Annotated in this window: 21 protein-coding genes and 2 riboswitches; of the genes, 15 read left to right on the top strand and 6 right to left on the bottom strand. The window is 75.6% G+C overall.

Annotation, left to right across the window (positions count from 1 at the left end; all coding sequences use genetic code 11):
- The first annotated feature begins 13 nt into the window (after nucleotides 1-13).
- A complete protein-coding gene (locus tag EPD83_RS01990) occupies nucleotides 14-1,024 on the top strand; it encodes an aldo/keto reductase family protein (RefSeq protein WP_128368017.1) in 1,011 nt (336 codons plus the stop codon).
- A gap of 67 nt (nucleotides 1,025-1,091) precedes the next feature.
- Here EPD83_RS01990 and EPD83_RS01985 read toward each other — a convergent pair whose 3' ends face one another.
- Both EPD83_RS01985 and EPD83_RS01980 read right to left on the bottom strand, forming a co-directional pair.
- Nucleotides 1,092-2,783 (bottom strand): MFS transporter, encoded by a 1,692-nt coding sequence (locus EPD83_RS01985; RefSeq protein WP_165566149.1) that lies wholly within the window; start codon nucleotides 2,781-2,783, stop codon nucleotides 1,092-1,094.
- Nucleotides 2,784-3,000: 217 nt separating this feature from the next.
- Nucleotides 3,001-4,581, bottom strand: a complete 1,581-nt coding sequence (locus EPD83_RS01980) for an OFA family MFS transporter (RefSeq protein ID WP_128368179.1) — start codon at nucleotides 4,579-4,581, stop codon at nucleotides 3,001-3,003.
- 321 nt (nucleotides 4,582-4,902) lie between these two features.
- On the opposite strand from EPD83_RS01980, the gene EPD83_RS01975 reads away from it, so the two are divergent.
- The 3 genes from EPD83_RS01975 (at nucleotide 4,903) to rocD (ending at nucleotide 8,134) form a co-directional block, all read left to right on the top strand.
- Nucleotides 4,903-5,595, top strand: coding sequence for a SprT-like domain-containing protein (locus EPD83_RS01975; protein ID WP_128366626.1), 693 nt, complete (start codon nucleotides 4,903-4,905; stop codon nucleotides 5,593-5,595).
- A 177-nt stretch (nucleotides 5,596-5,772) separates the two neighbouring features.
- Nucleotides 5,773-6,816 (top strand): patatin-like phospholipase family protein, encoded by a 1,044-nt coding sequence (locus tag EPD83_RS01970; protein WP_128366625.1) that lies wholly within the window; start codon nucleotides 5,773-5,775, stop codon nucleotides 6,814-6,816.
- Between the two features lie 139 nt (nucleotides 6,817-6,955).
- A complete protein-coding gene (rocD, locus tag EPD83_RS01965; RefSeq protein WP_235950296.1) occupies nucleotides 6,956-8,134 on the top strand; it encodes an ornithine--oxo-acid transaminase in 1,179 nt (392 codons plus the stop codon).
- Nucleotides 8,135-8,177: 43 nt separating this feature from the next.
- On the opposite strand, the gene EPD83_RS01960 is transcribed toward rocD, so the two are convergent.
- Nucleotides 8,178-9,098, bottom strand: a complete 921-nt coding sequence (locus EPD83_RS01960; protein ID WP_128366624.1) for an alpha/beta fold hydrolase — start codon at nucleotides 9,096-9,098, stop codon at nucleotides 8,178-8,180.
- A 105-nt stretch (nucleotides 9,099-9,203) separates the two neighbouring features.
- Here EPD83_RS01960 and EPD83_RS01955 point away from each other — a divergent pair, with 105 nt between their 5' ends.
- Complete coding sequence (locus tag EPD83_RS01955) at nucleotides 9,204-9,566, top strand: hypothetical protein (protein ID WP_128366623.1); 363 nt, start codon at nucleotides 9,204-9,206, stop codon at nucleotides 9,564-9,566.
- On the top strand, nucleotides 9,559-10,008 hold the full coding sequence (locus EPD83_RS01950) for a hypothetical protein (RefSeq protein WP_128366622.1): 450 nt from the start codon (nucleotides 9,559-9,561) through the stop codon (nucleotides 10,006-10,008). The genes EPD83_RS01955 and EPD83_RS01950 overlap by 8 nt, the downstream gene beginning before the upstream one ends.
- Nucleotides 10,009-10,030: 22 nt before the next feature.
- Here EPD83_RS01950 and EPD83_RS01945 read toward each other — a convergent pair whose 3' ends face one another.
- Both EPD83_RS01945 and mgrA read right to left on the bottom strand, forming a co-directional pair.
- A complete protein-coding gene (locus tag EPD83_RS01945; RefSeq protein ID WP_128366621.1) occupies nucleotides 10,031-10,465 on the bottom strand; it encodes a nitroreductase family deazaflavin-dependent oxidoreductase in 435 nt (144 codons plus the stop codon).
- A 13-nt stretch (nucleotides 10,466-10,478) separates the two neighbouring features.
- Entirely contained in the window at nucleotides 10,479-11,528 is a 1,050-nt protein-coding gene (gene mgrA / locus EPD83_RS01940; protein ID WP_164896366.1) for an L-glyceraldehyde 3-phosphate reductase, read from the bottom strand.
- A gap of 171 nt (nucleotides 11,529-11,699) precedes the next feature.
- A riboswitch (SAM riboswitch) is annotated at nucleotides 11,700-11,813 on the top strand.
- Between the two features lie 81 nt (nucleotides 11,814-11,894).
- Here mgrA and EPD83_RS01935 point away from each other — a divergent pair.
- From EPD83_RS01935 to EPD83_RS01915, 5 genes are all read left to right on the top strand, one after another.
- Nucleotides 11,895-13,256 carry a bifunctional o-acetylhomoserine/o-acetylserine sulfhydrylase gene (locus EPD83_RS01935; protein WP_128366355.1) on the top strand — a complete coding sequence of 454 codons (1,362 nt, stop codon included), beginning with the start codon at nucleotides 11,895-11,897 and terminating at the stop codon, nucleotides 13,254-13,256.
- A 95-nt stretch (nucleotides 13,257-13,351) separates the two neighbouring features.
- Nucleotides 13,352-13,639 (top strand): hypothetical protein, encoded by a 288-nt coding sequence (locus EPD83_RS01930; protein WP_128366356.1) that lies wholly within the window; start codon nucleotides 13,352-13,354, stop codon nucleotides 13,637-13,639.
- On the top strand, nucleotides 13,636-14,835 hold the full coding sequence (locus EPD83_RS01925) for a hypothetical protein (protein ID WP_128366357.1): 1,200 nt from the start codon (nucleotides 13,636-13,638) through the stop codon (nucleotides 14,833-14,835). Before EPD83_RS01930 ends, EPD83_RS01925 begins: the two co-directional genes overlap by 4 nt.
- Before the next feature lie 138 nt (nucleotides 14,836-14,973).
- Complete coding sequence (hrpA, locus tag EPD83_RS01920) at nucleotides 14,974-18,828, top strand: ATP-dependent RNA helicase HrpA (protein WP_128366358.1); 3,855 nt, start codon at nucleotides 14,974-14,976, stop codon at nucleotides 18,826-18,828.
- 108 nt (nucleotides 18,829-18,936) lie between these two features.
- Nucleotides 18,937-19,845 (top strand): PAC2 family protein, encoded by a 909-nt coding sequence (locus EPD83_RS01915; RefSeq protein ID WP_128366359.1) that lies wholly within the window; start codon nucleotides 18,937-18,939, stop codon nucleotides 19,843-19,845.
- A 24-nt stretch (nucleotides 19,846-19,869) separates the two neighbouring features.
- On the opposite strand, the gene EPD83_RS01910 is transcribed toward EPD83_RS01915, so the two are convergent.
- Complete coding sequence (locus tag EPD83_RS01910) at nucleotides 19,870-21,567, bottom strand: DNA polymerase (RefSeq protein WP_322095763.1); 1,698 nt, start codon at nucleotides 21,565-21,567, stop codon at nucleotides 19,870-19,872.
- A gap of 162 nt (nucleotides 21,568-21,729) precedes the next feature.
- Between EPD83_RS01910 and EPD83_RS01905 the strand changes: the two genes are divergently transcribed.
- The 4 genes from EPD83_RS01905 to metX all read left to right on the top strand — a co-directional run bounded on the left by EPD83_RS01905 (nucleotide 21,730) and on the right by metX (nucleotide 25,562).
- On the top strand, nucleotides 21,730-22,464 hold the full coding sequence (locus EPD83_RS01905; RefSeq protein WP_235950289.1) for an EcsC family protein: 735 nt from the start codon (nucleotides 21,730-21,732) through the stop codon (nucleotides 22,462-22,464).
- Between the two features lie 84 nt (nucleotides 22,465-22,548).
- Nucleotides 22,549-22,929: a YkvA family protein gene (locus tag EPD83_RS01900; protein WP_165566148.1), complete on the top strand. Its 381-nt coding sequence runs from the start codon at nucleotides 22,549-22,551 to the stop codon at nucleotides 22,927-22,929.
- A gap of 110 nt (nucleotides 22,930-23,039) precedes the next feature.
- On the top strand, nucleotides 23,040-24,212 hold the full coding sequence (locus tag EPD83_RS01895; RefSeq protein ID WP_128367310.1) for a DUF4192 domain-containing protein: 1,173 nt from the start codon (nucleotides 23,040-23,042) through the stop codon (nucleotides 24,210-24,212).
- A 95-nt stretch (nucleotides 24,213-24,307) separates the two neighbouring features.
- A riboswitch (SAM riboswitch) is annotated at nucleotides 24,308-24,418 on the top strand.
- Between the two features lie 13 nt (nucleotides 24,419-24,431).
- Nucleotides 24,432-25,562 (top strand): homoserine O-acetyltransferase MetX, encoded by a 1,131-nt coding sequence (metX, locus tag EPD83_RS01890; protein WP_128367311.1) that lies wholly within the window; start codon nucleotides 24,432-24,434, stop codon nucleotides 25,560-25,562.
- The last annotated feature ends 9 nt before the right edge of the window (nucleotides 25,563-25,571 follow it).

Below are 25,571 nucleotides of genomic sequence, written 5' to 3'. Positions count from 1 at the left end.
ATACGGTCGGACCATGGACTTCCGATACCTCGGCAACAGCGGACTCAAGATCTCCGAGATCACCTACGGCAACTGGCTCACCCACGGCTCCCAGGTCGAGAACGACGCGGCGACGGCCTGCGTGCGCGCCGCCCTCGACCAGGGCATCAGCACCTTCGACACCGCCGACGTCTACGCGAACACCAAGGCCGAGACCGTCCTCGGCGAGGCCCTCAAGGGCGAGCGGCGCGAGGGCCTGGAGATCTTCACCAAGGTCTACTGGCCCACCGGTCCCGGTGGGAAGAACGACACCGGGCTGTCGCGCAAGCACATCATGGAGTCGATCGACGGCTCGCTGCGCCGCCTGCAGACCGACTACGTCGACCTCTACCAGGCGCACCGCTACGACACCGAGACCCCGCTCGAGGAGACGATGCAGGCGTTCGCCGACGTCGTCCGGCAGGGCAAGGCGCTCTACATCGGCGTCAGCGAGTGGACCGCCGACCAGATCCGCGCCGGTCACGCGCTCGCCCAGGACCTCGGCATCTCGCTGATCTCCAGCCAGCCGCAGTACTCGATGCTGTGGCGCGTCATCGAGGGCGAGGTCGTCCCCGCCTGCGAGGAGCTCGGGATCGGCCAGATCGTCTGGAGCCCGATGGCCCAGGGCGTCCTGTCCGGGAAGTACAAGCCCGGCGAGGCCCCGCCCGAGGGCTCGCGGGCCACCGACGACAAGGGCGGCGCCGACATGATCAAGCGCTGGATGGACGACGACGTCCTCACCCGGGTGCAGAAGCTCGCCCCCATCGCCGACGAGGCCGGGCTGACCATGGCCCAGCTGGCCATCGCCTGGGTGCTCCAGAACGACAACGTCTCCGCCGCGCTCGTCGGCGCCTCCCGGCCCGAGCAGGTCGTGAGCAACGTCGAGGCCGCGGGCGTGCGGCTCGAGCAGTCCGCGCTGGACGCCATCGACGAGGCGCTGGGCGACGCCGTCGTCCGCGACCCCGCGCAGACCGCCGAGAACGCGCCGAAGACCCGCGTGGCCTGAGCCACCGGGACGACCCGCTCGGGGAGCCCGGCCGCCGGCCGGGCTCCCCGAGTCGTGTCCGGGGGTCCTACGCCCGGCCGAGCCGGCGGACGACGACGTCGTTGGCCACGGTCATCGACTCCTCGGTACCGCGGACGGCGTCGAGGAAGTCCTCACGGCTGATGGCGAAGAGCCCGGTGTCCTCGAGGGCGGTGATGGTCGCCGTGCGCCGGACGTCCTGGAGCAGGCCGATCTCGCCGAAGAAGTCGCCCGGACCCTCCTCGCGCAGGTGCCGGCCCTCCTGGGTGACGGTGACCCGGCCGGTGTCGATGACGTAGAACAGGTCGGACTCCTCGCCCTCGCGGACGACGGTCGTGCCGGCGGGCACCTGCCGGCGGACGGCTCCGCGGGCCAGCGCCTCGAGCGCGCTCGGCGACATCGGCGCGAAGATCGGGACGGTGCGCAGCAGGTCGGCGCCCTCGGGCGGGCGGAGCGTCGCGTCGAGGCGGAGGCAGCGGGGGAGGAAGAGCAGCGCCGGCACCCCGACGACGAGCGCGAGGACGACCAGCGCCCACCGCAGCCCGAACCCGGAGATGAGCAGCGGGGTGACCGCCGACCCCAGGGCCATCGTCCCGATGAGCAGGCCCTCGAAGGCGCCGAACACCCGGCCGAGGACGGCGTCCGGGGTGAGCCGCTGGACGATCGTCGCGAAGTTGACGTCGACGAGCGGGTTGCCGAGCCCCAGGAGCACGACGGCCGCGAAGACGGTGGCCGGGGAGGGGAAGGCGACGACGAGCAGCAGCGGCAGCGACCACAGCGCCGTGCCCACGGCGAGGTCCCCGGCGATCCGGTTCCGGGCCGCCCGGGTGATGGCGACGAACCCGCCGACGATGGCACCGACGCCGAACGCGGAGTCGATGACCCCGACCCCCTCCGGACCCGTCCGGAGGATGTCGACGGCGAAGACGACCCCGAGGACGATCGTCGCGCCGGCGACGAGCGTCTGGGTGCTCGTGAGCACGGCGACCATGACGAGCTCGCGGTTGCGGGCGATGTGGACGAAGCCGCCGGCCATCTCCGACCACATGCCGCCGCCCGCCTCCTCGCCGTCGTCACCGGTCTCCGCGGCGGTGGCCCGGCGCGGGCGGATGCCGAGGATGAGCAGCGCGGACCAGAGGTAGGTGACGGCGTTGAGGACGAAGACCGTCTCGACGTTCGTCACCGAGACCAGCAGCGCGCCGATGGCCGGGCCGAGGAAGAAGGCGAGGCTCTCGATCGTGCTCGCCGCGCCGTTGGCCGCCGTGAGCTCGGCGGGCTCCTCGGTGAGAGAGGGGAGCCAGGCCATCTGCGCGGGGCGGAAGAGGCAGCCGACGAGGGAGACGAGCGTGGCGACGACGAGGATGGCCAGCGTCGGGGACCCGGCGACGAGCATGACGGTGGCGACGGCGACGAGCACCGCCCGCGCGATGTCGGCGCCGACGAGCACGGTCTTGCGCGGGAGCCGGTCGGCGAGCCCCGCCGCGACGGGGGAGGTCACGGCCATGAGCACGAGGCGGATGGCGCCCCAGGCCCCGATGAGCTTCGCGCCGCCGGCCCCGTACGCCCAGACGACGACGGCGGTCGAGTAGGCCCAGTCGCCGATCATCGAGCCCGCGAGGGCGAGCTGGATGCGCCGGAGGGAGGGGTTGGCGAAGACGGACCGCAGCGAGGTCCAGGCGTCGGTGAACGCAGAGCGGACGGCGGACGTGGGCGCCGGACCGGGACCGGTGTCGACCGTCACACCACGTCCCCTCTTGTCGCGACGACGAGATGTCGTGCGCTGATCATCGGGCGGCGAGATCCCGGCGGTCCATAGTCCGATCGAGCCATCCGCGCACGCCACGGCGGGCCGCGGCCCTCGTCGGGCGGCAGGGGTGCGGACCCGACGACGCCGTGGCGGTCACGACGGACCGCCACGGCGCCGACGCCCCTCCGGACCGGGGCAGGGCCTCGAGGGCTCAGGCGAAGAGCTTGCTCGCCGTCACGAGGGTCTGGGAGACGCCGTAGACCAGGAGCGCGATCATCAGGCCCCAGGACAGGTAGACCCGGACCGCCGACGCGCTCGCCGACCCGGTGTTCGCCTCGACGTCCCGCACGGCCTCCTTGTCGGCCGCGGCGGCGGCCTCGACCCGGTCGGCCGGCTCGTGGAAGCGGTCGGCGACGGGCTTGATGAGGAGGTTGGCGGCGAACCCGACGGCGAGCACGCCGACCATCGTGAAGAGCGCCGGGCGGTAGTCGGCCGCGGTGAGCTCGCCGGGCTTGCCGGCGGCGTCGAGGAAGCCGTTGATGATGAGCGGCCCCGCGATGCCGGCCGCCGACCAGGCGGTGAGCAGCCGGCCGTGGATGGCGCCGACCTGGAAGGTGCCGAAGAGGTCACGCAGGTACGCCGGCACCGTGGCGAAGCCGCCGCCGTAGAAGCTGATGATGATGGCGGCGACGAGGACGAAGACGGCCGTGGCCGTCGAGCCCGCGAGCGCGAGGACGAGGTAGAGGACGATCCCGACGCCGAGGTAGACCATGTAGATCGGCTTGCGGCCGATCTTGTCCGAGGTCGAGGACCACACGAAGCGGCCCGCCATGTTGAACAGCGACAGGAGGCCGACGAAGCCGCCGGCGGCCGCCGCGGCGACGGTCGAGGTGCCGTCGGAGCCGCGGAAGAAGTCCTGGATCATCGGGGAGGCCTGCTCGAGGATGCCGATCCCGGCGGTGACGTTGCAGAACAGCACGACCCAGACGAACCAGAACTGGGGCGTGCGGATCGCGGTGGCCGCCGAGACGTGGTCGGTGGTGATGAGCGAGCTCGTCTTCTTCGTCGACGGGTCCCAGCCCTCCGGCGCCCAGCCCGGCGGCGGGATGCGGACGTTGGCGACGCCGATCATCATGATGAGGAAGTAGATGACGCCGAGGCTGACGAAGAGGCCGGTGAGCGCCGTGCCGTTGGCGAGGGAGCCCGGCGTCGAGGGGTCGTAGCCGGAGTCGAAGAACGACATGAGCTGGCGCGAGAGCGGCGAGGCGACCATGGCGCCGCCGCCGAAGCCCATGATCGCCATGCCGGTGGCCAGGCCGGGGCGGTCCGGGAACCACTTAATGAGCGTCGAGACCGGCGAGATGTAGCCGATGCCGAGCCCGATGCCGCCGATGACGCCGTACCCGAGGTAGACGAGCCACAGCTGCGAGGTGGCCATGCCGACGGCGCCGACGAGGAAGCCCAGCGCCCAGGCGCAGGCGGCGGCGAACATCGCCATCCGGGGGCCGACGCGGTCGACCCAGGTCCCCATGACCGCCGCCGCGAGCCCGAGCACGACGATGGCGATGGAGAAGACGAGACCGACGGCGGTCAGCGAGCTGTCGAAGTGGGCCACCATCGAGGCCTTGTAGACGCTCGTCGCGTAGACCTGGCCGATGCACAGGTGGATGGCGAGCGCGGCCGGGGGGATGAGCCAGCGGTTGTAGTCGCGTGGGGCCACGGTGTGGCGCCGGTCGAGGAACGACAGGAGCCCGCCGGACGGCGCGCCCTGGTGCTTCGTGGTCGTGGTCATGCCCGTCCTTCCACTCGGCCGGACGCGTCGTTGCGTCCGTCGCCGTCGGCGCCGGGGAGGGCGCCGAGACGAAGCGTAGGGAGGGCGGGGTCCGCCGGGGCGGTTGCGCGCACCGCAGTTCCTCCGGCGTGTCGGGTCCGCGGCCGGCGGGTGCGGGGACCGGACCGGCGGGGCGGCGGGTCGAGCGTCCCGTCGGCGACGGCGGCGGCGGTGCCCGCGAGGTTCTCCACAGGCCCCGGTGCGGCCTGCCGGGGGCTGTCGGTGGCCGGCCCTACCGTGGTCCCGACCGATGAGGGACGGCCGTGCGGACAGGAGGTCGCGGTGGAGGTGGGGCACGCGGTGGCGCTCGGCCGGCGGCTGCTGCGCGAGCACGGGCTCGAGGGGTGGACCGTCGTCGCCGACCGCGCCAAGACCCGGGCGGGGGTGTGCCGCTTCGGCCGCCGGGAGATCGGCATCAGCGGTCCGCTCACCGCCCTGCACCCCGAGGAGGAGGTCCGCGACACCCTCCTCCACGAGATCGCGCACGCCCTCGTCGGTCCCGAGCACGGCCACGACGCGGTCTGGCGCGCCACCGCCGTGCGCATCGGGTGCAGCGGGGAGCGCTGCGTCTCCCCGGACGCCCCGCGGGTGCCGGGGGACTGGGTCGGGCGCTGTCCCGCCGGGCACGAGAAGACACGGCACCGGGCTCCGACCCGGCTCGCCTCCTGCGGCCGCTGCTCCCGCCGCTTCGACGCGCGCCACCTGTTCACGTGGACCTACCGCGGCGGGCCGGCGACGATGCCGCCGCGCTACGCCGCCGAGCTCGCCGCCCTCCGCGGCGCGCAGGCCCGGAGCCGGCCCACCGCGCCGCCCCGGCTCGGGGACGTCGTCGAGGTCGCGGCCGGGCCCTGGGCGGGGCGCGTCGGCGAGGTCGAGCTCGTCGGCGCCGCCCGCTGTCAGGTGCGGGTCGGGGAGGACCTGCTGTCCCTGCCCGTCGAGGCCGTGCGTGCCCCGGTGCCGCACGGCGCGGCCTGACCTCGTCGGCCGCGGGACCGGCTCGGGCTCGGGACCGGGAGCGGGCGTGACGTGTCGGCGCGCCGTCGCCGGCGGGGACGGCCGTCGCCCGTCGGGCGCCGCGGGCCGTCGGGGCGTGAGCACCCTCACGCCCGGAGGGTTCGGAGCCCCAGGGGTCCCGGCCGGACAATCGACGGTATGCAGGAGACCACCGACGACACGGCCACCCCCGCCGCGAGCCCGCCGCGCACGGCCCCGGACGCCGTCGGCCCCGGCCCGGACGGCCCACGACCCGGCGGCCTCGGACCGGGAGGACCCGTCCCGCCCGGGCCGGACCCCCGCACCGAGCCGCCCGGCCGCTACGCCGACGGCGGGTCGCGGGTCTTCGCCGACTGGCAGCCTCCGGACACCGCGCTGGAGCGCGCGCTCGTCCTCGCCGGGGGTGGGGTCACCGGCATCGCCTGGGAGGCCGGCGTCGTCCTCGGGCTGCGCGACGAGGGCGTCGACGTCCGCGACGCCGACACCGTCATCGGCACCTCCGCCGGGGCCATGGTCGCCGCGCACCTGCGGCTCGGCACCGACGACGAGGCCTTCGACCTCGTCCGCAGCGGCGTCCCGATGACCGACGTCGGACGGCTCGGCCCGGTCGACGCCGGCCGGTACCTGCGGGCCCAGCTGAGCCGCGACCCGCGCGGCGGCCGCGCCATCGTCGGCCGGGCGGCCCTCGGCGCGAGCACCGTCGCCGAGGAGGTGTGGCTGGACACCGTCGGCTACGGGCTCGTCGGCCACCAGTGGCCGGACCGGCGACTGTTGCTCACCGCGGTCGACGCCGAGAGCGGCACCTCGGTCGTCTTCGACGGCTCCGGCGGCGTGCCGCTGGAGCGCGCCGTCGCCGCCAGCTGCGCCGTGCCCGGGGTCTTCCCCGCGGTCGAGATCGCCGGGCGCCGCTACGTCGACGGCGGGCTGCGCTCCATCGCCAACGTCGACCTCGCCGCCGGGCACGCCCGGGTGCTCGTCCTCGCGCCCTACCCGGTCGGCGGCCAGGTCACCGAGCTGCCCCGGGTCCAGGCCTGGTCGCTGCGCCCGAAGAGCCGCACCCACCTCGTCGTCCCCGACGCCCGCGACGTGTGGACCATGGGCGCCAACCCGCTCGAGGTGAGCCGCGGCGGCCCGACGATGGACCGTGCCCGCGAGCACGGCCGGCGCATCGCCCGCCGGGTCGGTGCGCTGTGGAACGGCTGACCGGGCCGCGGGCGGGGGCGCCGCGTTTTCGGCCCGAGGGGGGACCCTCGTTAGAGTCGCCCGGATGAAGGAGGCCCAGACGATGACCGAGACCCGGCCCGCGCAGGAGACGAGCGAGACGCTCGACTCGAACGCCCACATGACCCTCACCGAGCGGTACGCGGCGCACAACTACCACCCGCTGCCGGTGGTGCTCAGCCACGGCGAGGGCGCCTGGGTGACCGACGTCGAGGGCAGGCGGTACCTGGACTGCCTGGCCGGCTACTCCGCGCTGAACTTCGGCCACGGCCACCCGCGGCTGCTCGCGCGCGCCCACGCCCAGCTGGACCGGCTGACGCTGACCAGCCGCGCCTTCTACAACGACCTGCTGGGCCCGTTCGCCCAAGGCCTGGCCGAGCTCACCGGCAAGGAGGTCGTCCTGCCGATGAACACCGGCGCCGAGGCGGTCGAGACGGCCGTCAAGGTGGCCCGCAAGTGGGGCTACGTCGTCAAGGGCGTGCCCGAGGGGGCCGCGAACATCGTCGTCATGGAGGGCAACTTCCACGGCCGGACGACGACCATCGTCAGCTTCTCCGACGACAAGGTCGCCCGCGACGAGTACGGCCCGTTCACCCCCGGCTTCCGCAGCGTGACCTACGGCGACGCGCAGGCGCTGCGCGAGGCCGTCGACGACAGCACCGTGGCCGTGCTGCTCGAGCCCATCCAGGGCGAGGGCGGGGTCGTCATCCCGCCCGAGGGGTACCTGCGCGAGGTCCGCGAGATCTGCGACGCCACGGGGACCCTCATGGTCGCCGACGAGATCCAGTCGGGCCTGGCCCGGACCGGTCGCACCTTCGCCTGCGAGCACGAGGACGTCGTCCCCGACATCTACGTGCTCGGCAAGGCGCTCGGCGGCGGCCTGTACCCGGTGAGCGCCATCGCGGCCAACCACGACGTGCTCGACGTCATCAAGCCCGGCACCCACGGCTCGACCTTCGGCGGCAACCCCCTCGCCGCCGCGATCGGCCACGAGGTCGTGACGATGCTCGCCGAGGGCGAGTTCCAGCAGCGGGCCGCCACCCTGGGCGGCGTCCTGGAGGAGCGGCTGCGTCCGCTCGTCGGCCGGGGCCTGGCCGCCATCCGGGTGCGCGGGCTCTGGGCGGGGCTCGACATCGAGCCCGGCGGGCCGAGCGGCCGCGGCCTGAGCGAGCGCCTGCTCGACCGCGGCGTGCTCGTCAAGGACACCCACGGCTCGACGATCCGCATCGCCCCGCCGCTCGTGGTCACCGAGGACGAGATCGGCGTCCTCGTCGACGCCGTCGCCGACAGCCTCGCCTGACGCCACCCCCGGCCTCCGCCGGAGCCCGGCCGAGGCTGGGGGGTCAGGAGCGGGGGCGGTCGTCGTCGGCGGTGGGTGCGGCGGCCCGGGCGGCGTTGCGGGCGATGGCCTCGACGATCTCGCCCCGGCGCGGCCGGGGCAGGTCGTGACCCATGTCCGGGAACAGCAGCAGCCGCGAGCCGGGGACGGCCCGGGCCGTGGCCACGCCGCCGCTCCAGGCGACGAGCGGGTCGGCGAGACCGTGGACGACGAGGGTCGGCACCCGCACCTGCCGCAGCCCCGGCGTGCGGTCGGGGCTGGCGAGGATGGCGAGCAGCTGTCGGACGGCCCCGAGCGGGCTCGTGCTGCGGGCCACCGCGGCCCGGACCTGGGCCTCGATCTCGTCCTCGTCGAAGTGCGGCCCGGCGATGACGCGCCACCCCTCGACCCCGAGCCGGACCGCCTCCTCCTCGTCGGTGGGCCGGGGCGCGGTGAGCGAGCGCGCCATCCGCGGCAGCAGCCGGGCCGAGACGTTGCCCCGGCGGCGGCTGCCGGTGGTCGACATCACCGACGCCAGCGAGCGGACCCGTCCCGGGTGGTCGATGGTCAGCTGCTGGGCGATCATCCCGCCCATCGAGACCCCGACGACGTGGGCCCGGTCGATGCCGAGGTGGTCCAGGACGGCGACGGCGTCGGCCGCGAGGTCGGCGAGCAGGTAGTCGGACCGGGCGGCGCCGCGGTGGACGAGGGCGCGGACGACGGCCGCGCGGGTGGGCGCCGGCGTGCTCGTGCGCGAGGAGAGCCCGATGTCGCGGTTGTCGACGCGCACGACCCGGAACCCGCGGGAGGCCAGCCCGTCGACGACCTCGGCGGGCCACGCGACGAGCTGGGTGCCGAGGCCCATGAGGAGGAGCATCGGCTCGCCGTCCTCGGGGCCGTCGACCTCGTAGGCGATCTCGACCTCACCCACCGTGACCGTGCCCATGCGCGAGAGTCTGGCACCCGGACCGGGGTGCGCCGGAAGGGGGTCGGGCCGGCCGAGGTCCGAGCCCGTCCCCGCGTCCGCAGGCGGCGCGGCTAGGGTGGCGACGTGATCGAGCCCCTGACGTACGCCGTCGTGGGACTCGCCGCCGTCCTGTGCGTCGCGGCCGTCTGGTACGCCGCGCGGGACCGGCTCATCGACGACCGCCTGCTCGTCGTCGCGGGGCTCGTCGAGGTCGGGCTCGTCGTCCTCCTCGTCGGGGGGCTGCTCGGCCTGGACCACATCGGCGACACCGCCGAGAAGGCGACGTTCATCGCCTACCTCGTGAGCCTGCCGGTGATCCCGGCCGGGACGGCGTTCCTCGCCATCAAGGAGAAGTCGCGGTGGGCCATGGGCTCGATCGCGGTGGGCGCGTTCGCGGTGGCCGTCATGGCCGCCCGCCTGTTGCAGATCTGGATGTCCTATGGCTGAGCCCCGCCCCGACCGGCGTGCCCTCGGCGGCCCCGGCGTCCTGCTCGTCGTCGTCTACGGGGTGCTCGCCCTCGCCGCCACCGGCCGCTCGGTCCTGCAGATCTCCGAGTACTTCGACCGGGCGCCGCTGGCCTACCTGCTCTCGGCGGTCGCGGCGGTCGTCTACGTCCTCGCCACGTGGTGCCTGGCCCGCGGCGGGCGCTGGGTGCGGGTCGGCGTCGTCGCCTGCGCGGTCGAGCTGGCCGGCGTGCTCGTCGTCGGCACGGCGTCCTACGTGGTGCCGAGCGCCTTCCCGGACAAGACCGTCTGGTCGCACTTCGGCCAGGGCTACGGGTTCGTCCCGCTCGTCCTGCCCGTCCTCGGCCTGCTGTGGTTCCGCAAGGTCGAGCACGACGCCGCGGCGGCCGAGCGCGGCGACGGGCTGGCCCCCGGCCCGCGCTGAGGCGGGCCGGGAGCACGAGCCGTCAGTCCTGCGCGCGCTCCAGGACGAGCACCGGGATCTGCCGGTCGGTCTTCTCCTGGTACTCGGTGTACGGCGGGTAGGCGGCGACGCAGCGGTCCCACCACTGCGCCCGCTCCTCGCCGTGGATCTCGCGGGCCACGGCCGGCCACGACTCGGTGCCGTCCTGGAGGGTGAGGTGGGGGTCGGCGCGGAGGTTGCCGTACCAGACCGGGTGCTCGGGGGCGCCGCCCTTGCTCGCCACGGCGGCGTAGACGCCCTCGTGCTCGACCCTCATCAGCGGCACCTTGCGCAGCGCACCGCTCTTGCGGCCGCGCATCGTCAGCATGACGACCGGGCGGTCCATGACCTGGACCGAACGGGTGTCGCCGGTCTCCTCGATCGTCGACACCTGGTCGCGGACCCACTCGGTGGGGGAGGGGATGTACTCGTCGCTCATGTCGAGGTCCAACTCACTTCTCGCTCGATGTCTTCCACAGGTTGATGCCGGCGTCGACGGCGTACCGGTCGATGGCCTCCAGCTCCGCGTCGTCGAAGTCGAGGTTCCGCGTCGCGTCGAGGCTGTCGTCGAGCTGCTCGACCGAGGAGGCGCCGATGAGGACCGAGGTGACCCGCTCGTCGCGCAGCAGCCAGGCCAGCGCCATCTGGGCCAGCGACTGCCCGCGCTCCCGGGCCAGGTCGTTCAGCCTGCGGACGTGCTCGAGCGCCTCGTCGGTGAGCAGCGAGGGGTCCAGCGACTTGCCCTGGCTGGCCCGCGACCCCTCGGGGATCCCGTCGAGGTACTTGTCCGTGAGCATGCCCTGCGCCAGCGGCGAGAAGGCGATGCAGCCGACCCCGAGGTCGCCGAGGGTGTCGAGCAGCCCCTCGGTCTCGACCCAGCGGTTGAGCAGGGAGTACGAGGGCTGGTGGATGAGCAGGGGCGTGCCCATCTCCTGCAGGATCGCGTGGGCCTCGCGGGTGCGCTCGGCCGAGTAGGAGGAGATCCCGACGTAGAGCGCCTTGCCGGAGCGGACGAGGGAGTCCAGCGCGCCGCAGGTCTCCTCCAGCGGGGTCGTCTCGTCGAAGCGGTGGCTGTAGAAGATGTCGACGTAGTCCAGGCCGAGACGGCGCAGCGACTGCTCGCAGCTGGCGATGACGTACTTGCGCGACCCCCCGCCCTGCCCGTACGGCCCGGGCCACATGTCGTACCCGGCCTTGGAGCTGATGACGAGCTCGTCGCGGTACGGACGGAAGTCGCGGGCGAGGATCGCCCCGGCGTTGCGCTCGGCGGAGCCGTACGGCGGCCCGTAGTTGTTCGCGAGGTCGAAATGGGTGAGACCGCGGTCGAAGGCCCGGCGCAGCGTCGCCTGCTGGCGCTCCAGCGGCACGTCGTCGCCGAAGTTGTGCCAGAGGCCGAGACTGATCGCGGGCAGGTCCAGGCCGGAGCGACCGGTCCGGCGGTAGGGCATGCCGGCCTCGTAGCGGTCGGCAGCGGCGGTGTAGTCGAGCGCGTGGTAGGTCATGGGCCCATCCTGCCCACGCGCGGCGGGTCGCGGGGGGCGGGGCCGCACCCGGACGTCCGCGCCGGTCCGGCGCCCGGGATACCCCGGGATACCCCCGGGGTGTGCCCGGGTGCTGAGACGGTGACCGGACGCCGCTCCTGCCGCCGGGCCCGCGGGCGTACCGTGCCGGGAGGTCATGAGCGCCAGCGCCAAGCCCCGGCTCGCTGGCCGGCAACCCTCCACCCGCGGTGGGGTGCCCCGGGTGAGGACCTGGCGTGCGGCACCCGTCGCCCGCAAGCGCGGGAGACCTCCCGGGGACCCCGCCGAGCACACGCAGCGCGTGCGCCCGGCCCACGGCCGGACGCACCAGGAGTTGGGAGCGACCCGATGACCGACCAGTCCCAGTGGGGTTTCGAGACCCGTCAGGTGCACGCCGGGCAGCAGCCCGACAGCGCCACCGGCGCCCGGGCCCTGCCCATCTACCAGACGACGTCCTACGTCTTCGACAGCACCGACCACGCGGCGGACCTGTTCGCGCTCAAGCAGTTCGGGAACATCTACACCCGGATCATGAACCCGACCCAGGACGCCGTCGAGCAGCGCGTGGCGGCGCTGGAGGGCGGCGTCGGCGCGCTGCTCCTGTCCTCCGGCCAGGCCGCGACGACGCTCGGCCTGCTCAACCTCGCCGAGGCGGGCGACCACATCGTCGCCGGCGCCGCCCTGTACGGCGGGACGACGAACCTGCTGAAGTACACCTTCGCCAAGCTCGGCGTCGAGGTGACCTTCGTCGCCGACCACACCGACGCCGACGCCTGGCGGGCTGCGGTGCGCCCGAACACGAAGGCCTTCTTCGGCGAGACGATCGCCAACCCCAAGGCCGAGGTGCTCGACATCGAGACCGTCGCGGCCGTCGCGCACGAGGTCGGCGTGCCGCTCGTCGTCGACAACACCATCGCGACGCCGTACCTCATCCGCCCGCTGGAGTGGGGCGCCGACGTCGTCATCCACTCGGCGACGAAGTACCTCGGCGGGCACGGCACGACGATCGCCGGCGTCATCGTCGACGGCGGCACCTTCGACTACACCGCCGACCCCGAGCGGTTCCCGAACTACAACACCCCCGACGAGAGCTACCACGGCCTGCGCTACGGCCCGGACCTCGGCGTCGGCAGCCCGTTCGGCGCCAACCTCTCCTACATCCTCAAGGCGCGCGTCCAGCTGCTGCGCGACCTCGGCACGGCGATCAGCCCGTTCAACGCCTTCCTCATCGCCCAGGGCCTGGAGACCCTCAGCCTGCGCCTGGAGCGGCACGTCGCCAACGCCCGGCGGGTCGCCTCCTACCTCTCGCAGCACCCGCAGGTGGAGTCGGTGCGGTGGGCCTCGCTCGAGGGCAGCCCCGGCAAGGAGCTGGCCGACAAGTACGCCCCGGAGGGCGCCGGGGCGGTCCTCGCCTTCGAGATCCGCGGCGGCGTCGAGGCCGGACGGCGCTTCGTCGAGGGGCTCGCCCTGCACAGCCACGTCGCGAACATCGGCGACGTGCGCTCGCTCGCGATCCACCCGGCGTCGACGACGCACAGCCAGGGCGGCGACGAGGACCGGCTGGCGGCCGGGGTGACGCCGGGCCTCGTGCGCCTCGCGGTCGGGATCGAGACGGTCGAGGACATCCTCGCCGACCTCGACGCCGGCTTCGCCGCGGCGCTGGGCTCGGGCGGGCCCCGCGAGCCGGAGCTCGCCACCTCCGACGCCTGACGGTGCCCGGGGGCCGGGACCGCGCGTCCCGGCCCCCGCCCGGCGCCTGTGGAAAACCCGGAGGTCGGCCGGCCGGCCCGGCCTAGCGTGTCGGGATGACGAGCTACCGGGTCGACGCCGCGACGGTCCTCACCCTGGGGGCCGGCCTCGTCGACCTCGCGGACGCGCTGACGCTGGCCGGCGACCCGTCGGCGGACCGCTGGGCGCTGGGGCCGGGCGAGGTCGGCCCCGCCGTCGAGGACCTGCTCGGGGGCTGGCGGCACGCGCGGCTCGTCCTCGCGGCGTCCCTGGCCGAGCTGGGGGAGGCCACGGCGGACGCCGGCGGGCTGTACCTGGACACCGAGGCCGGCCTGTCCCACGGGCTCGGAGGGGGCCGCACGTGAGCGGCGTGTGGCCGGTCCTCGAGCCCGTCCCGGGCGACGCGCCGGGGGTCCGGGCGCTCGCCGACGCGCTCGAGGCGAGCGGGCAGCGGCTGGCCGACGCCTGCACGGACCTGGTCCGGCTGCGGGACGGCGCCGTCTGGGACGGACCGGGCGGGTCGGCCTTCGGCGCCCGTATCGGCCCGGTGCCCACCGTGCTCGACCGCGCCGCGCGCCGGCACGTCTGCGCCGCCGCGCCGCTGCGGGCCTTCGCCGACGTCCTCGAGGTCGAGCAGGCCGTCGTCCAGCGGGCCGTCGAGGACCACGCCGAGGCCGGCGACCGCTACCTCGTGCTCGAGGACCGGGCCGCCGCGCTGGTGGCCGCCGGGCGGGACGAGACCTCCTCGGAGCTGCTCACGCTGCGAGCGCTCCAGCGCGAACAGGTGGCGCAGCTGCAGGACGCCGAGCAGCGGCACCGCGCCGCCACCGAGCGGCTCCACGCCGCGGACGGACACTGCGCGCGGGTGCTCCGGGGGCTCGCCGACGACGAGCTGGCCGACGGCGCCGTCTACCGGGGGCTGCGTGGGGCGAGCGGCGTCGGCCACGGGGTGGGGTCCCTCGCCGGTCTCATGGTGCGCGTGGCGCCGCCCGCGAAGCCGGTCGCCGTCGCGGGCGACGCGGTCGGACTCGCCGCCGACGGTGTCCTCCTCGTGGGGTACGGCGAGGGCAGCGGGCGCGACCTCGCGGTGACCGCGGGCGCCTCGGTGCTCGGCGTCGGCGGTGACGCCCTGCGGACCGGCGCCAAGGCCGGGGCGGTCCTGCGGGCCGACGGCGCCGCCGTCCCCCTGGCCCGGCTGTCGGCCCAGGAGCGCATCGTGCTCGGGATGACGCAGACCGCGCGGGAGCGGGTGCGCGCGGCCCGCAGCATGGTCGACGTCGACGAACGGGCCACGGCGTCCGCGCTCGTCGGCGGCCCGGCCCTGCGTGGGTCCGGGACGCTGCGCGCCCGGACGGCCGACGCCGCCCGCCGGCTGGCCCGGGAGCGGGTCGACGCCGTGCGCTCCGAGCTCGCGCTGGCCTCGGCCGGCGGCCGCAGCACGCAGCGCCTGTACGGGGCCGGGGTCACCCTGACCGCCGCCTCGCGCTCGGCCGACCGGGTCGTGCCCGCGGACGAGGAGCGCCCGGCGGCGCCGCCCCCGACGCTCCGGGGCGCGCGGTGACGTGCAGGACGCCGCGGGCGGAGGTCGCGACCGCCGGGCGGCCGGGCGGTGGTCGGCGCGGGCGGACGGTGGACGGTGGGCGGGGTGTCCCGGAAAGCCCCGTGAGCCCGCGGAGCCGGCCGACCTATCCTGTCGGCCATGCCCGCTCCGCCCCTCGACGCCCTCCCGGCGGCGGAGCTGCACTACCCCGGGCACCTGCCCGTCGTCGCCCGCCGCGAGGACCTGCTCGCGGCGATCCGCGACCACCAGGTCGTCGTCGTCGCCGGCGAGACCGGGTCGGGGAAGACGACGCAGCTGCCGAAGATGTGCCTCGAGCTCGGGCGAGGGGCGGGGGGCCGCCAGATCGGGCACACCCAGCCGCGGCGGATCGCGGCGCGGTCGGTGGCCGAGCGGATCGCCGAGGAGCTGCACGTCGACCTCGGCGGGCTCGTCGGGTACCAGGTGCGCTTCGGCGACCACAGCAGCGACGCCACCCGGGTCAAGGTGATGACCGACGGCATCCTTCTCAACGAGATGCAGCGCGACCGCGACCTGCGCCGCTACGACACGATCGTCATCGACGAGGCGCACGAGCGCAGCCTCAACATCGACTTCATCCTCGGCTACCTCAAGCAGCTGCTGCCGCGCCGGCCGGACCTCAAGGTCGTCGTCACCTCGGCGACCATCGACCCCGCCCGCTTCGCGCGGCACTTCGGCACCGACGAGGAGGGACGGACGGTGCGCGAGGTGCCGGTGCTCGAGGTGTCCGGGCGGACCTACCCCGTCGAGGTGCGCTACCGCCCGCTCGTCGAGCTCGACCCCGACGGGCGGCACGTCGTCGCCGAGAAGGACCAGACCCAGGGCGTGGTCGAGGCGGTCGAGGAGCTGTGGACCGAGACCCCGCCCAGCCCGGACGCCACCGACATCCTCGTGTTCTTCTCCGGCGAGCGCGAGATCCGTGACGCCGCCGACGCCCTCACCGCCCGCCGGCTGCCCGGCACCGAGGTGCTCCCCCTCTACGCGCGGCTGTCCGCCGCCGAGCAGCACCGGGTGTTCCGGCGGGGGAGCGGGCGGCGGGTCGTCCTCGCGACGAACGTCGCCGAGACCTCGCTCACCGTGCCCGGCATCGGCTACGTCGTCGACACCGGCACCGCCCGGATCAGCCGGTACAGCCAGCGCACCAAGGTCCAGCGGCTGCCCATCGAGCCGGTGAGCCGGGCCAGCGCCGCCCAGCGGGCCGGCCGCTGCGGGCGCGTGGCCCCCGGGGTCTGCGTGCGGCTGTACTCGCAGGAGGACCTCGAGGCGCGCGAGGAGTTCACCGAGCCCGAGATCCAGCGCACCTCGCTGGCGTCGGTGATCCTCCAGATGACCGCGCTCGGCCTCGGCGACGTCGCCCGCTTCCCCTTCGTCGACCCGCCGGACGCCCGGCAGGTGGCCGACGGCGTCCGCCTGCTCGAGGAGCTCGGGGCCTTCTCGGCCGAGGAGCGGGGCCCGGGACGGCACCGGGGCCGGGCGCGCCGGCTCACCCGCACCGGCCGGGCCCTGGCCCGGATGCCGCTGGACCCGCGGTTGGCCCGGATGGTCGTGGAGGCCGGGCGGCTCGGCTGCACCCGCGAGGTGCTCGTCCTCGTCGCCGCCCTCTCCATCCAGGACCCCCGCGAGCGCCCGGCCGACAAGGAGGCCCAGGCCGACCAGCAGCACGCCCGCTTCAAGGACGAGCGCTCCGACTTCGCCGCCTACCTCGCCCTGTGGCGCTACCTCAAGGGTCAGCAGAAGGAGCTCTCGCACAGCGCGTTCCGGCGGATGTGCAAGAACGAGTACCTGCACTACCTGCGGATCCGGGAGTGGCAGGACCTGCACGCCCAGCTCCGGCGCGCCGCCCGCCAGGCGAAGATCGACCCGGACCGGGCGACCGCGGCCAAGGACGCCGAGCCGGACTGGGACACCGTGCACCGGGCCCTGCTCGCCGGACTGCTCTCGCACGTCGGCGTGCGCGACGAGGTGCGGCGCGACTACCTCGGCGCGCGCGGCGCCCGGTTCGGCATCAACCCCGGCTCGACCCTCTTCCGCCGGAAGCCGGAGTACGTCATGGCCGGCGAGCTCGTCGAGACGACGCGGCTCTGGGCGCGCACGGTCGCGACGATCGACCCGGAGTGGGCCGAGGAGGTCGGTGCGCACGTCGTCACGCGCACCGTCAGCGAGCCGCGCTGGAGCAAGAGGGCCGGCGCCGCGGTGGCCACCGAACGGGTGACGCTCTACGGCGTCCCGCTCGTCACCGACCGCACCGTCCAGTACGCGCGCATCGACCCGGTGGCCAGCCGGGAGATCTTCGTCCGCTCGGCGCTCGTCGAGGGCGACTGGGACCCGCGGCACGACTTCTGGGCGAGGAACCGGCGGACGCTGGCGCGGGTGGCCGAGCTCGAGGAGCGCGCCCGGCGCCGCGACATCGTCGTCGACGACGAGGTCGTCCACGCCTTCTACGACGCCCGGATCCCGCCGGACGTCGTCTCCGAGCGGCACTTCGACCGCTGGTGGCGGGGCGAGCGGCGGCGGCGTCCGGACCTGCTGACCCTCACCGAGGACGACCTCACCTCGGCCGCCGGCGAGGCGGTGTCGGCGTCGGACTACCCGCACACGTGGCACCAGGGCGACATCGCGCTCGACGTCACCTACCAGTTCGCGCCGGGGCAGGCGGCCGACGGGGTCACCGTCCACGTCCCCGTCGCCGTCCTCAACCGGCTCACCCCCGACGGCTTCGACTGGCAGGTCCCCGGGCTGCGCGAGGACCTCGCGGTCGCCCTCGTCCGCTCGCTGCCCAAGGCCACCCGCCGCCACCTCGTGCCGGCGCCGGACCACGCCGCCGCCGCGCTGCGCGAGGCCGACCCCACGCGCGGCTCCCTCGCCGAGGAGCTCGCCCGCGCCCTGCAGGCCCGGACCGGCACCCGCGTCGACCCGGCCGAGTTCGACCTGGCCCGGGTGCCGGACCACCTGCGCGTGACGTTCTCGATCGAGCGGCCGGGACGCCGCGGCCCCCAGGTCGTCGCCACCGGCAAGGACCTCGACGAGCTGCGGGAGCGCACCGGCGGCGCGGTGCGGGCGGGCATGGCCCGGGCCGGGCGCGGCATCGAGCGCGAGGGCATCACGACGTGGGACGTCGGCACGGTGCCGGAGACCTTCGAGGGACGGGCCGGGGGCCAGACGGTGCTCGGGTACCCGGCGCTCGTCGACGAGGGCACGTCGGTGGCGCTGCGGGTGCTGCCCGACCCCGGGTCCGCGGCCGCCGCCCACCGGGCCGGGGTCCGCCGGCTGCTGCTGCTCGCGACGACGGCGCCGTGGAAGCGGGTGCTCGCCCGGCTCACCAACGCCCAGAAGCTGGCGCTGGCCGACAACCCGCACGGGTCGGTCCCGGCCCTGCTCCAGGACTGCCTCGACGCCGCCGTCGACGACCTCGTCGCCGAGCACGTCACCGGGGCCGTCCGCACCGAGGACGACTTCGCCGCCGCCCTGGCCGCCGTGCGCACCCACGCCGCCACCCGCGTCCTCACCGTCGTCGAGGCGGTCGAGCCCGTCCTCGCCCTCGCCGCACAGGTGCGCCGCACCCTCGACGCGCTGGAGCGGGGCGGTGCCGCCCGGGCCACGGCGACCACCCGGGCCGACGTGCGCGCCCAGGTCGACGGCCTCGTCCGGCCCGGCTTCGTCGCGGCCACCGGCCTGGCCCGCCTGCGCGACCTCGTCCGCTACCTGCGAGCCGCGGAGCACCGGCTCGAGCGCGCCGCCGCCAACGCCCGCGAACCGGTGCTGCAGGAGCAGGTCGACGCGGTCGAGTCCGCCTACGCGGACCTCCTCGACGGGCTGCCGTCCGCACGCCGCCGCGCCCCGGAGGTCGTCGACATCGCGTGGATGGTCGAGGAGCTGCGGGTGGGGCTGTTCGCCCAGTCGCTCGGCACCGCCTACCCGGTGTCCGAGAAGCGGGTCCGCCGGGCCATCGCCGCGGCCGCCGAGCCCGGCCGCTGACCGTTCCGCCGGGGCTCCCCGTGGCCGGTGCGCGGGTCGCCTCGCGAGGGAATCGCCGCACCGGGGGAGGTGTTCCACCGGACGAGCCGTCTTCCGAAAGGCATCACCGTGGAGCACAACGACCTGTACCGCATCGAGTCCGACGCCGACCTCACGACCCCGCGCCCCGGGGTCCTCGTCGTGCTGCTCGGCGGCTTCGTCGACGCCGGCCAGATCCAGAACACCCTCGGCGACCACCTGCTGGAGTCCGGGGACCCCGAGGTCGTCGCGTCCTTCGACGTCGACCGGCTGCTCGACTACCGCGACCGGCGGCCGGCGATGGTGTTCGACACCAACCGGTGGGTCGAGTACGAGGACCCGGCCATGCTCCTGCACCGGCTCGTCGACCGCGACGGGCAGACGTACTACCTGCTCACCGGGCCCGAGCCGGACTACCGATGGGAGGGGGTCGTCGACGCCGTCCGCGAGCTCATGGACCGGCTGGAGGTCTCGATGGTCGTGACCACCCACGGCATCCCCATGGCCGTCCCGCACACCCGGCCGGTCGGCATGACCGCGCACGCGACCGACGAGGCGCTCGTCGGCGACGCGCGGTCCCCGTTCGGCCGCGTGCAGGTGCCCGCCTCGTTCGCCGCCCTCCTCGAGCTGCGGCTCGGCGAGGCCGGGCGGCAGGCCCTCGGGTTCGCGATCCACACCCCGCACTACCTCGCGAACGCCGAGTGGGCCGAGGGCGCGCTCGCCGCGCTGGGCGCGATCTCGCAGGCCACCGGGCTGGACCTGCCGAACGACGACCTCGTCGCGCGGGCCCGGGCCGGCCAGCAGGCCATCGCCGCCGAGGTCGACAAGAGCGACGAGGCGCGGGCGGTCATCACCCAGCTGGAGCACCAGTACGACGCGTTCGTCGAGGGCCAGGAGCGCCCGAGCCTCCTCGCCACCGAGGCCTCGCAGATCCCCTCCGCGGACGAGCTCGGCGCCGAGTTCGAGGACTTCCTGCGCACCGTCTCCGACGACGACTGAGGTCGCTCGCGAGGTTCCCGCGCCTCAGTCCTTGGCGTCCGACCACCGGGCGATGACCGAGGTGTCGGCGACGAACCGCACCGGCGCGCCGCCCGACCACCGTCGGGCGGCGTCCTGCAGCGCGACGTCGACCCGGTGCGCGGCCTCGTCGGCGTGCTCCCGCGGCACGTGGACGAGCAGCTCGTCGTGCAGGCAGAGGACGACGGCGGCGTCGAGGTCGCGGACGGTCGCCCGCACCGTCGCCGCCCAGGCCTTGAACAGCTCGGCGGCCGAGCCCTGGACGACGGCGTTGCGGGCGAACCGGCCGCGCGCCGCGTCCAGCCGGGGGTCGGTGCCCGGCGGTGACGCCGTGAGGAACCGCCCCGTGGGGACGAGCCGGCCACCGAAGGTGCGCAGGGGCTCGCCGCGCCGCCCGGCCGCCGCGGCCCGCTCCAGCAGGCCCATCGCGACGGGGTAGGCGGCCTCGAGACCCTCGAGCGCCCGGCCGGCGGCGCCGCTGCGCTGGCCGTACATCGCGGCCAGCACCGCGACCTTGGCCACGGGGCGCTCGACGCCCAGCCGTTGCGCCACCGGGGCGTAGAGGTCGTCGGCCCGGGTCGCGGCCGCGAACGCGGTGTCCCCCGAGACGACGGCCAGCACCCGCGGCTCGACCTGGCCGAGGTCGGCCCGGACCAGGGCGTGCCCGGCGTGCGCGGCGACACCCGGCCGCAGGAGGGCGGGGAGGTTGTGCAGCCCGTTCTCCGCCGTCATCCGGCCCGCGGCGCCGTCGCAGGCCGTCCAGTGCCCCCGCAGCCGGTCGTCGGGGCCGACGTGCGCGTCGAGCCAGCGGTAGCCGTAGGTCGTGACGATCCGCTCGTCGCGGCGCCACTCCAGCAGCGCGTCGACCACCGGGTGCGTCTGCCGGTAGGGCTCCAGCACCCACTTGCGGGTCGAGGGCACGTCGACGCCGGCGGCCGCGAGCAGCTCGCGGACCTGGGCCGGGTTGCGCAGGTCGGTGCCCTCGCGGCCGGGGACGTGCCGCAGCACGCGGGCGTCGCGGGCCCGCCGGGCGGCGTCCTCGTCCGCGGGCGTGGCGGAGCGGGGGCCGGCGGCCGCGGCGACGAGCTCCTCGGTCGTGGCCCGGTCCAGGGGCAGGCCGTCGCGCTCGAGCTCCAGGCACAGCAGGGCGGCCGCCGACTCCGACGCGACGGTACGCACCAGCCGCGGCGACACCCGCTCGGCGGCGGCCAGCTGCGCGCGGGCGACGGCCAGCGCCGCCTCCGCCCACGGGCGCAGCCGCCGCGGGTCCTCCAGCCAGCGTCCGTGGTCGGCCCGCAGGTGGCCCGCGGCATCGACGAGCACGTCGTCGGCCGGGAGGTCGGGGGCCGCGACGAGGTCGAAGAGGTCGCCGGACGGCGGCGCCGGCACCGAGTCCGGCGCGAGCCCCTGGGACGCGGCCCAGGCCAGGGCGGGTCCGGCCTCCCATCCGCCGTGCAGCAGCCGGTGCGTCTCGGCGACGTCCCAGGCGCGGGCCAGCGGGATGCCGGCCGCCACCACCTCGACGGCGTCGGCGGCCGACCACAGGACCCAGCGGGGCGCATGGGCCTCCTCGATGCGGCCCACGAGCTGCGCCGTCCGCACGGCCGGACCCGTCTCCACCCCTCCGGCGTGCAGGACGGCGGTGGACCGCTCCCCGGGGCGGCCCGGGCCGGCGACGAGCACGGCGACGTCGGGTCCGAGCACGGGCAGCAGCGTACGGGCGGGCACCGTCACGACGCGGACGGCCCGGGCGGGCAGGCCCGGAGCACGGACGCGCAGGTCGCGGGCCCGTGCGTGGCAGGATGGCGGAGCCGGTGAGTGCGCGGTCCGCCCAGGCACCGCCCCGGCCCGACGCGGGAGGACCACGTGGGACTGCTGGACCGAGGACGCCGCGGCGACCGGGACGACACCCGGAGCGCCATCGAACGCGCCGCGGACGCGCACGACGAGAACGGGATGCTCGGCGAGCAGGCCGTCCGGGTCGTCGACACCATCCTCGACCTGGGCATCGACGGCAAGGGGCCCTTCGCCTCGGCCGCCACCGTCGCGGACAAGGCGCTGCGCTCGGCCGGCGGTGACGTCGAGAAGGCGGTCGACGCCGTCGTCCGCTCGCACACCGTCGGTGCCGCCGTCGAGGGCTTCGTCACCGGCCTCGGCGGGTTCGTCACCCTGCCGGTCGCGCTGCCGTCCAACGTCGTCGCGTTCTACGCCGTCGCCACCCGGATGACCGCCGCCATCGCCCGGCTGCGCGGGCACGACATCGACCGCGAGCCCATCCGCGCCGCGGTGCTGCTCACCCTCGTCGGCGCCGACGCCGACGACCTCATCAAGAAGGCCCAGCTCGCGGCCCCGGCCAGTGGGCGGCTCATCAACCTCGCCGCCCAGCGGCTGCCCGGCCCGGTGGAGATGGTCATCAAGAAGGGCGTCTTCTTCCGCATCGTCGCGGGCTCCGGCAAGACCGTCCTCGCGCGCTTCGGCCGTGGGGTCCCGGTGGCCGGCGGCCTCGTCGGCGCGGGCGTCGACGTCGTGCTCCTGCGCCGCGTCGCCAAGGACGCGCAGAAGGAGTTCCCCCAGGTGACCCAGCAGATCGGGCCCGCCTGACCCCGGTCGGCCGGGGCACCCGCCCCGCCCGCCGGCCGTTCACCCCGCACGACCGACCCCCGCGTCCACGACCAGGAGGACCCCATGGCCAAAGCCCGCACCCTCGCCTACGTCGGCGCGCTCGGCCGCGCCTACAAGCTCGCCACCCGTCCCGGCGGTCCCTCCCTCGGTGACCGCGCCTCCGCGCTCCCGCGGATGCTCGCGGCCGTCCGCAGCGGTGAGTACACCGGCACCTCGATGACGAGGCTCGCGCTCGTCGCCGCGGGGACGGCCTACGTCGTCTCGCCCGTCGACCTCCTGCCCGAGGGGGTCCTCGGCATCCTCGGGCTCGCCGACGACGCGATGGTCCTCGGCTGGGTCGCGACGACCGTCGTCGAGGAGACCGAGCGCTTCCTGGAGTGGGAGCGGGCGCAGGGCCGCGGGCCGCAGGGTCCGTCCACCGTTCCCTCCGGCGTCGTCGACTGACGCCGCTGGACGCTCCGGCCGTCGTCCACAGGCGGCCTCCGGCGGCCCTGCCGTCCACAGATCCGCCGCCCCCGCTTCCGCGTTGCACGCTGCGCGCCGAGGCTGGCGGCATGACCACTCCGATCAGCCTCCGCGGCTCGGGCGACCTCGTCGCCACCCTTCCCTACCAGCTGGGCTACCACCCCCGGCGCTCCGCCGTGGCCGTCGGGCTGCACGGCGGCACCGTCGGTCTCGTCGCCCGCGTCGACCTCCCACCGCCCCACGCCGTCCCGGCCGCGGTCGAGGCGTTCCTCGGTCCGTTCCGCCGCGAGGGTCCGGACGGCGTGCTGCTCGTGGGCTACGAGGACGACGAGGGCGAGGCGCTCCCGTTCCTCCGGGCCGTCGCCGACGCCGTGCGCGCCGGGGGAGCCCGGGTCATGGACGTCGCCACCGTGCGCGGCGGCCGCTGGTACGCCCCGTTCTGCGAGGGCGCGGGGTGCTGCCCACCGGACGGGGTGCCGGTGCCCCCGCCCCACGCGATCCCCGCCGTCGCCGAGCTCGTGGCCCTCGGCAGCGCGCCGCTGGCGGACCGGGACGCCGTCGACCGCGCCGTGGCCCCCGACCCGGCCCTGCCCCGGCCGCCCGCCGGACGCGGCCGTCGTCCGTCGCGCCGGACGGTGGTGGGGGCCTGGGCCGCCCTGCTCGGCAGCGTGCCGCCGGGAGCCGGACCGACGTCGACGGTCCGCGACGCCGCCTGGGTGGCCCGCGTCGCCACGGCCGCGGCCGGCCTGCTCGACGTCCCCCTCCGCGACGGGCTCGTCGCCTGGCTCGTCCCGGGTGTGCTGTCCCCCGACGCCGTGGACGCGACCGTGCGTCCGCTCCTGGAGGCGCTCCCGCGCTGGGGCGGCATGGGCGTGGACGACGGCGACCCGGACGCCGAGGGCGTCGACGACGCGGACGGCGCCGGCGGTGCCCGCGGTGCATCGGCCGACGGTGACGACGCGGGACGGGAGGCGCAACGGGTGACCCGCTCGGACGAGCGTCGCCTGCTGCTCGCCCTGCTCGGGCAGGCCTGCCGGGCCGTGCCGGACGACCGGCCGGACGCGGCCGCGGCCCTGTGCACCGTCACCGCCCACGTCGCCTGGTCCGTCGGCGAGGGCGCCCTGGCCCGGGCCGGCCTGGACCGGGCGCTCCGTCTCGCCCCGGGCTACCGGCTCGCGGTGCTCCTCGAGCAGCTCGTGGCGCAAGGCATCCGACCGACCGGCGTCCGCGCGCCGCGGACCGTCCACCGCTGGGCCGGCTGACCGCGCGGGCCGACGCTCGCCGGCACCGGTGGCGGGTGCCGCTCGCTCCCCGGACCGGGGTGGAGGCGGGTCCTCCTCCCGCTACCATGGGCGCAGGTCATGAGTCCCAGTGTCAAACCCCGGTTTGCTGGGCGGCAACCCTCCTCGCGGTGGGGTGCCCCGGGTGATGACCCGGCCCCCTCGAGCCGAGGGGGCAAGCGCGAGCGAGGAGCAGTTCCGATGACCGCCACGACGACCCGGTGGGCCGATGCCGTGTGGCGGGTCGGCGACCCTCCCGGCGACCGCCGCTTCGTCGACGTCGGCGCCCTCGAGCACGAGCGCGGCGGCCGGCTACCGTCGGTCACCGTCGCCTACGAGACGTGGGGCACCCTCGCCCCGAACGGCGGCAACGCCGTCCTCGTCGAGCACGCCCTCACCGGGGACAGCCACGTCGTCGGAGACCCGGGGCCCGGGCACCCGACGCCCGGCTGGTGGCCCGGGCTCATCGGGCCCGGCGCCCCCCTGGACACCGACCGCTGGTTCGTCTTGGCCGCCAACGTCCTCGGTGGCTGCCAGGGCACCACCGGCCCGTCCTCGCCCGACCCGGACGGGCGCGCGTGGGGCAGCCGCTTCCCGTTCGTCACCGTCCGCGACCAGGTCGAGGTCGAGCGACGGCTGGCCGACGCCCTCGGCATCGAGGACTGGCAGCTCGTGCTCGGCGGCTCGATGGGCGGCATGCGGACCCTCGAGTGGGCCGTGACCCACCCGGGCCGGGTCCGGCGCGCCCTCGTCCTCGCCTCGACCGCCGCCGCCACCGCCGACCAGGTCGCCTGGTGCCTGCCGCAGCTGCTGTCCATCCGGTCCGACCCCGACTTCCAGGACGGCGACTACTACGAGACCGGCCGCGCGCCCCTCACCGGGCTCGGCATCGCCCGGCGGATCGCGCACACGACCTACCGCCACGAGGGCGAGCTCGACGAGCGGTTCGGTCGGCGCCCGCGGGCGGGGGAGGACCCGCTCGGTGGCGGCGGCCGCTACGACGTCGAGTCCTACCTCGACCACCACGCGACGAAGCTGGCCCGCCGCTTCGACGCCGGCAGCTACCTCGTCCTCTCGGAGTCGATGAACAGCCACGACGTCGGGCGGGACCGCGGCGGCGTCGCCGCCGCGCTGCAGCGCTTCCCGGGCGAGCTGCACGTCGCCGGCGTCACCACGGACCGGCTCTACCCGCTGCGGCTGTCGGAGGACATCGTCACCGCCCGCCCGGGCACGACGCTGCACGTCATCGAGTCCGCGCACGGCCACGACGGGTTCCTCGTCGAGACGGCCCAGGTGGGCGCCGTCATCCGTGCGGCGCTGGCGGGAGCGTGAGCGCCTCCC

Origin of the sequence: Phycicoccus flavus, from assembly GCF_004025965.2 — a bacterium.
GTDB lineage: Bacteria > Actinomycetota > Actinomycetes > Actinomycetales > Dermatophilaceae > Phycicoccus > Phycicoccus flavus.
Note: the sequence above shows the minus strand (reverse complement) of the source record. Positions and strands in the feature narration are given on the sequence as shown.

Bases quoted from the DNA above. Each gene is read 5' to 3' on its own strand.
- EPD83_RS01945 (WP_128366621.1), bottom strand. From the start codon at position 10,465: ATGAGCGACGAGTACATCCCCTCCCCCACCGAGTGGGTCCGCGACCAG.
- EPD83_RS01980 (WP_128368179.1), bottom strand. From the start codon at position 4,581: ATGACCACGACCACGAAGCACCAGGGCGCGCCGTCCGGCGGGCTCCTG.
- hrpA (WP_128366358.1), top strand. From the start codon at position 14,974: ATGCCCGCTCCGCCCCTCGACGCCCTCCCGGCGGCGGAGCTGCACTAC.
- EPD83_RS01900 (WP_165566148.1), top strand. From the start codon at position 22,549: ATGGCCAAAGCCCGCACCCTCGCCTACGTCGGCGCGCTCGGCCGCGCC.
- EPD83_RS01930 (WP_128366356.1), top strand. From the start codon at position 13,352: ATGACGAGCTACCGGGTCGACGCCGCGACGGTCCTCACCCTGGGGGCC.
- mgrA (WP_164896366.1), bottom strand. From the start codon at position 11,528: ATGACCTACCACGCGCTCGACTACACCGCCGCTGCCGACCGCTACGAG.
- EPD83_RS01970 (WP_128366625.1), top strand. From the start codon at position 5,773: ATGCAGGAGACCACCGACGACACGGCCACCCCCGCCGCGAGCCCGCCG.
- EPD83_RS01950 (WP_128366622.1), top strand. From the start codon at position 9,559: ATGGCTGAGCCCCGCCCCGACCGGCGTGCCCTCGGCGGCCCCGGCGTC.
- EPD83_RS01895 (WP_128367310.1), top strand. From the start codon at position 23,040: ATGACCACTCCGATCAGCCTCCGCGGCTCGGGCGACCTCGTCGCCACC.
- metX (WP_128367311.1), top strand. From the start codon at position 24,432: ATGACCGCCACGACGACCCGGTGGGCCGATGCCGTGTGGCGGGTCGGC.
- EPD83_RS01990 (WP_128368017.1), top strand. From the start codon at position 14: ATGGACTTCCGATACCTCGGCAACAGCGGACTCAAGATCTCCGAGATC.
- rocD (WP_235950296.1), top strand. From the start codon at position 6,956: ATGACCCTCACCGAGCGGTACGCGGCGCACAACTACCACCCGCTGCCG.
- EPD83_RS01960 (WP_128366624.1), bottom strand. From the start codon at position 9,098: ATGGGCACGGTCACGGTGGGTGAGGTCGAGATCGCCTACGAGGTCGAC.
- EPD83_RS01935 (WP_128366355.1), top strand. From the start codon at position 11,895: ATGACCGACCAGTCCCAGTGGGGTTTCGAGACCCGTCAGGTGCACGCC.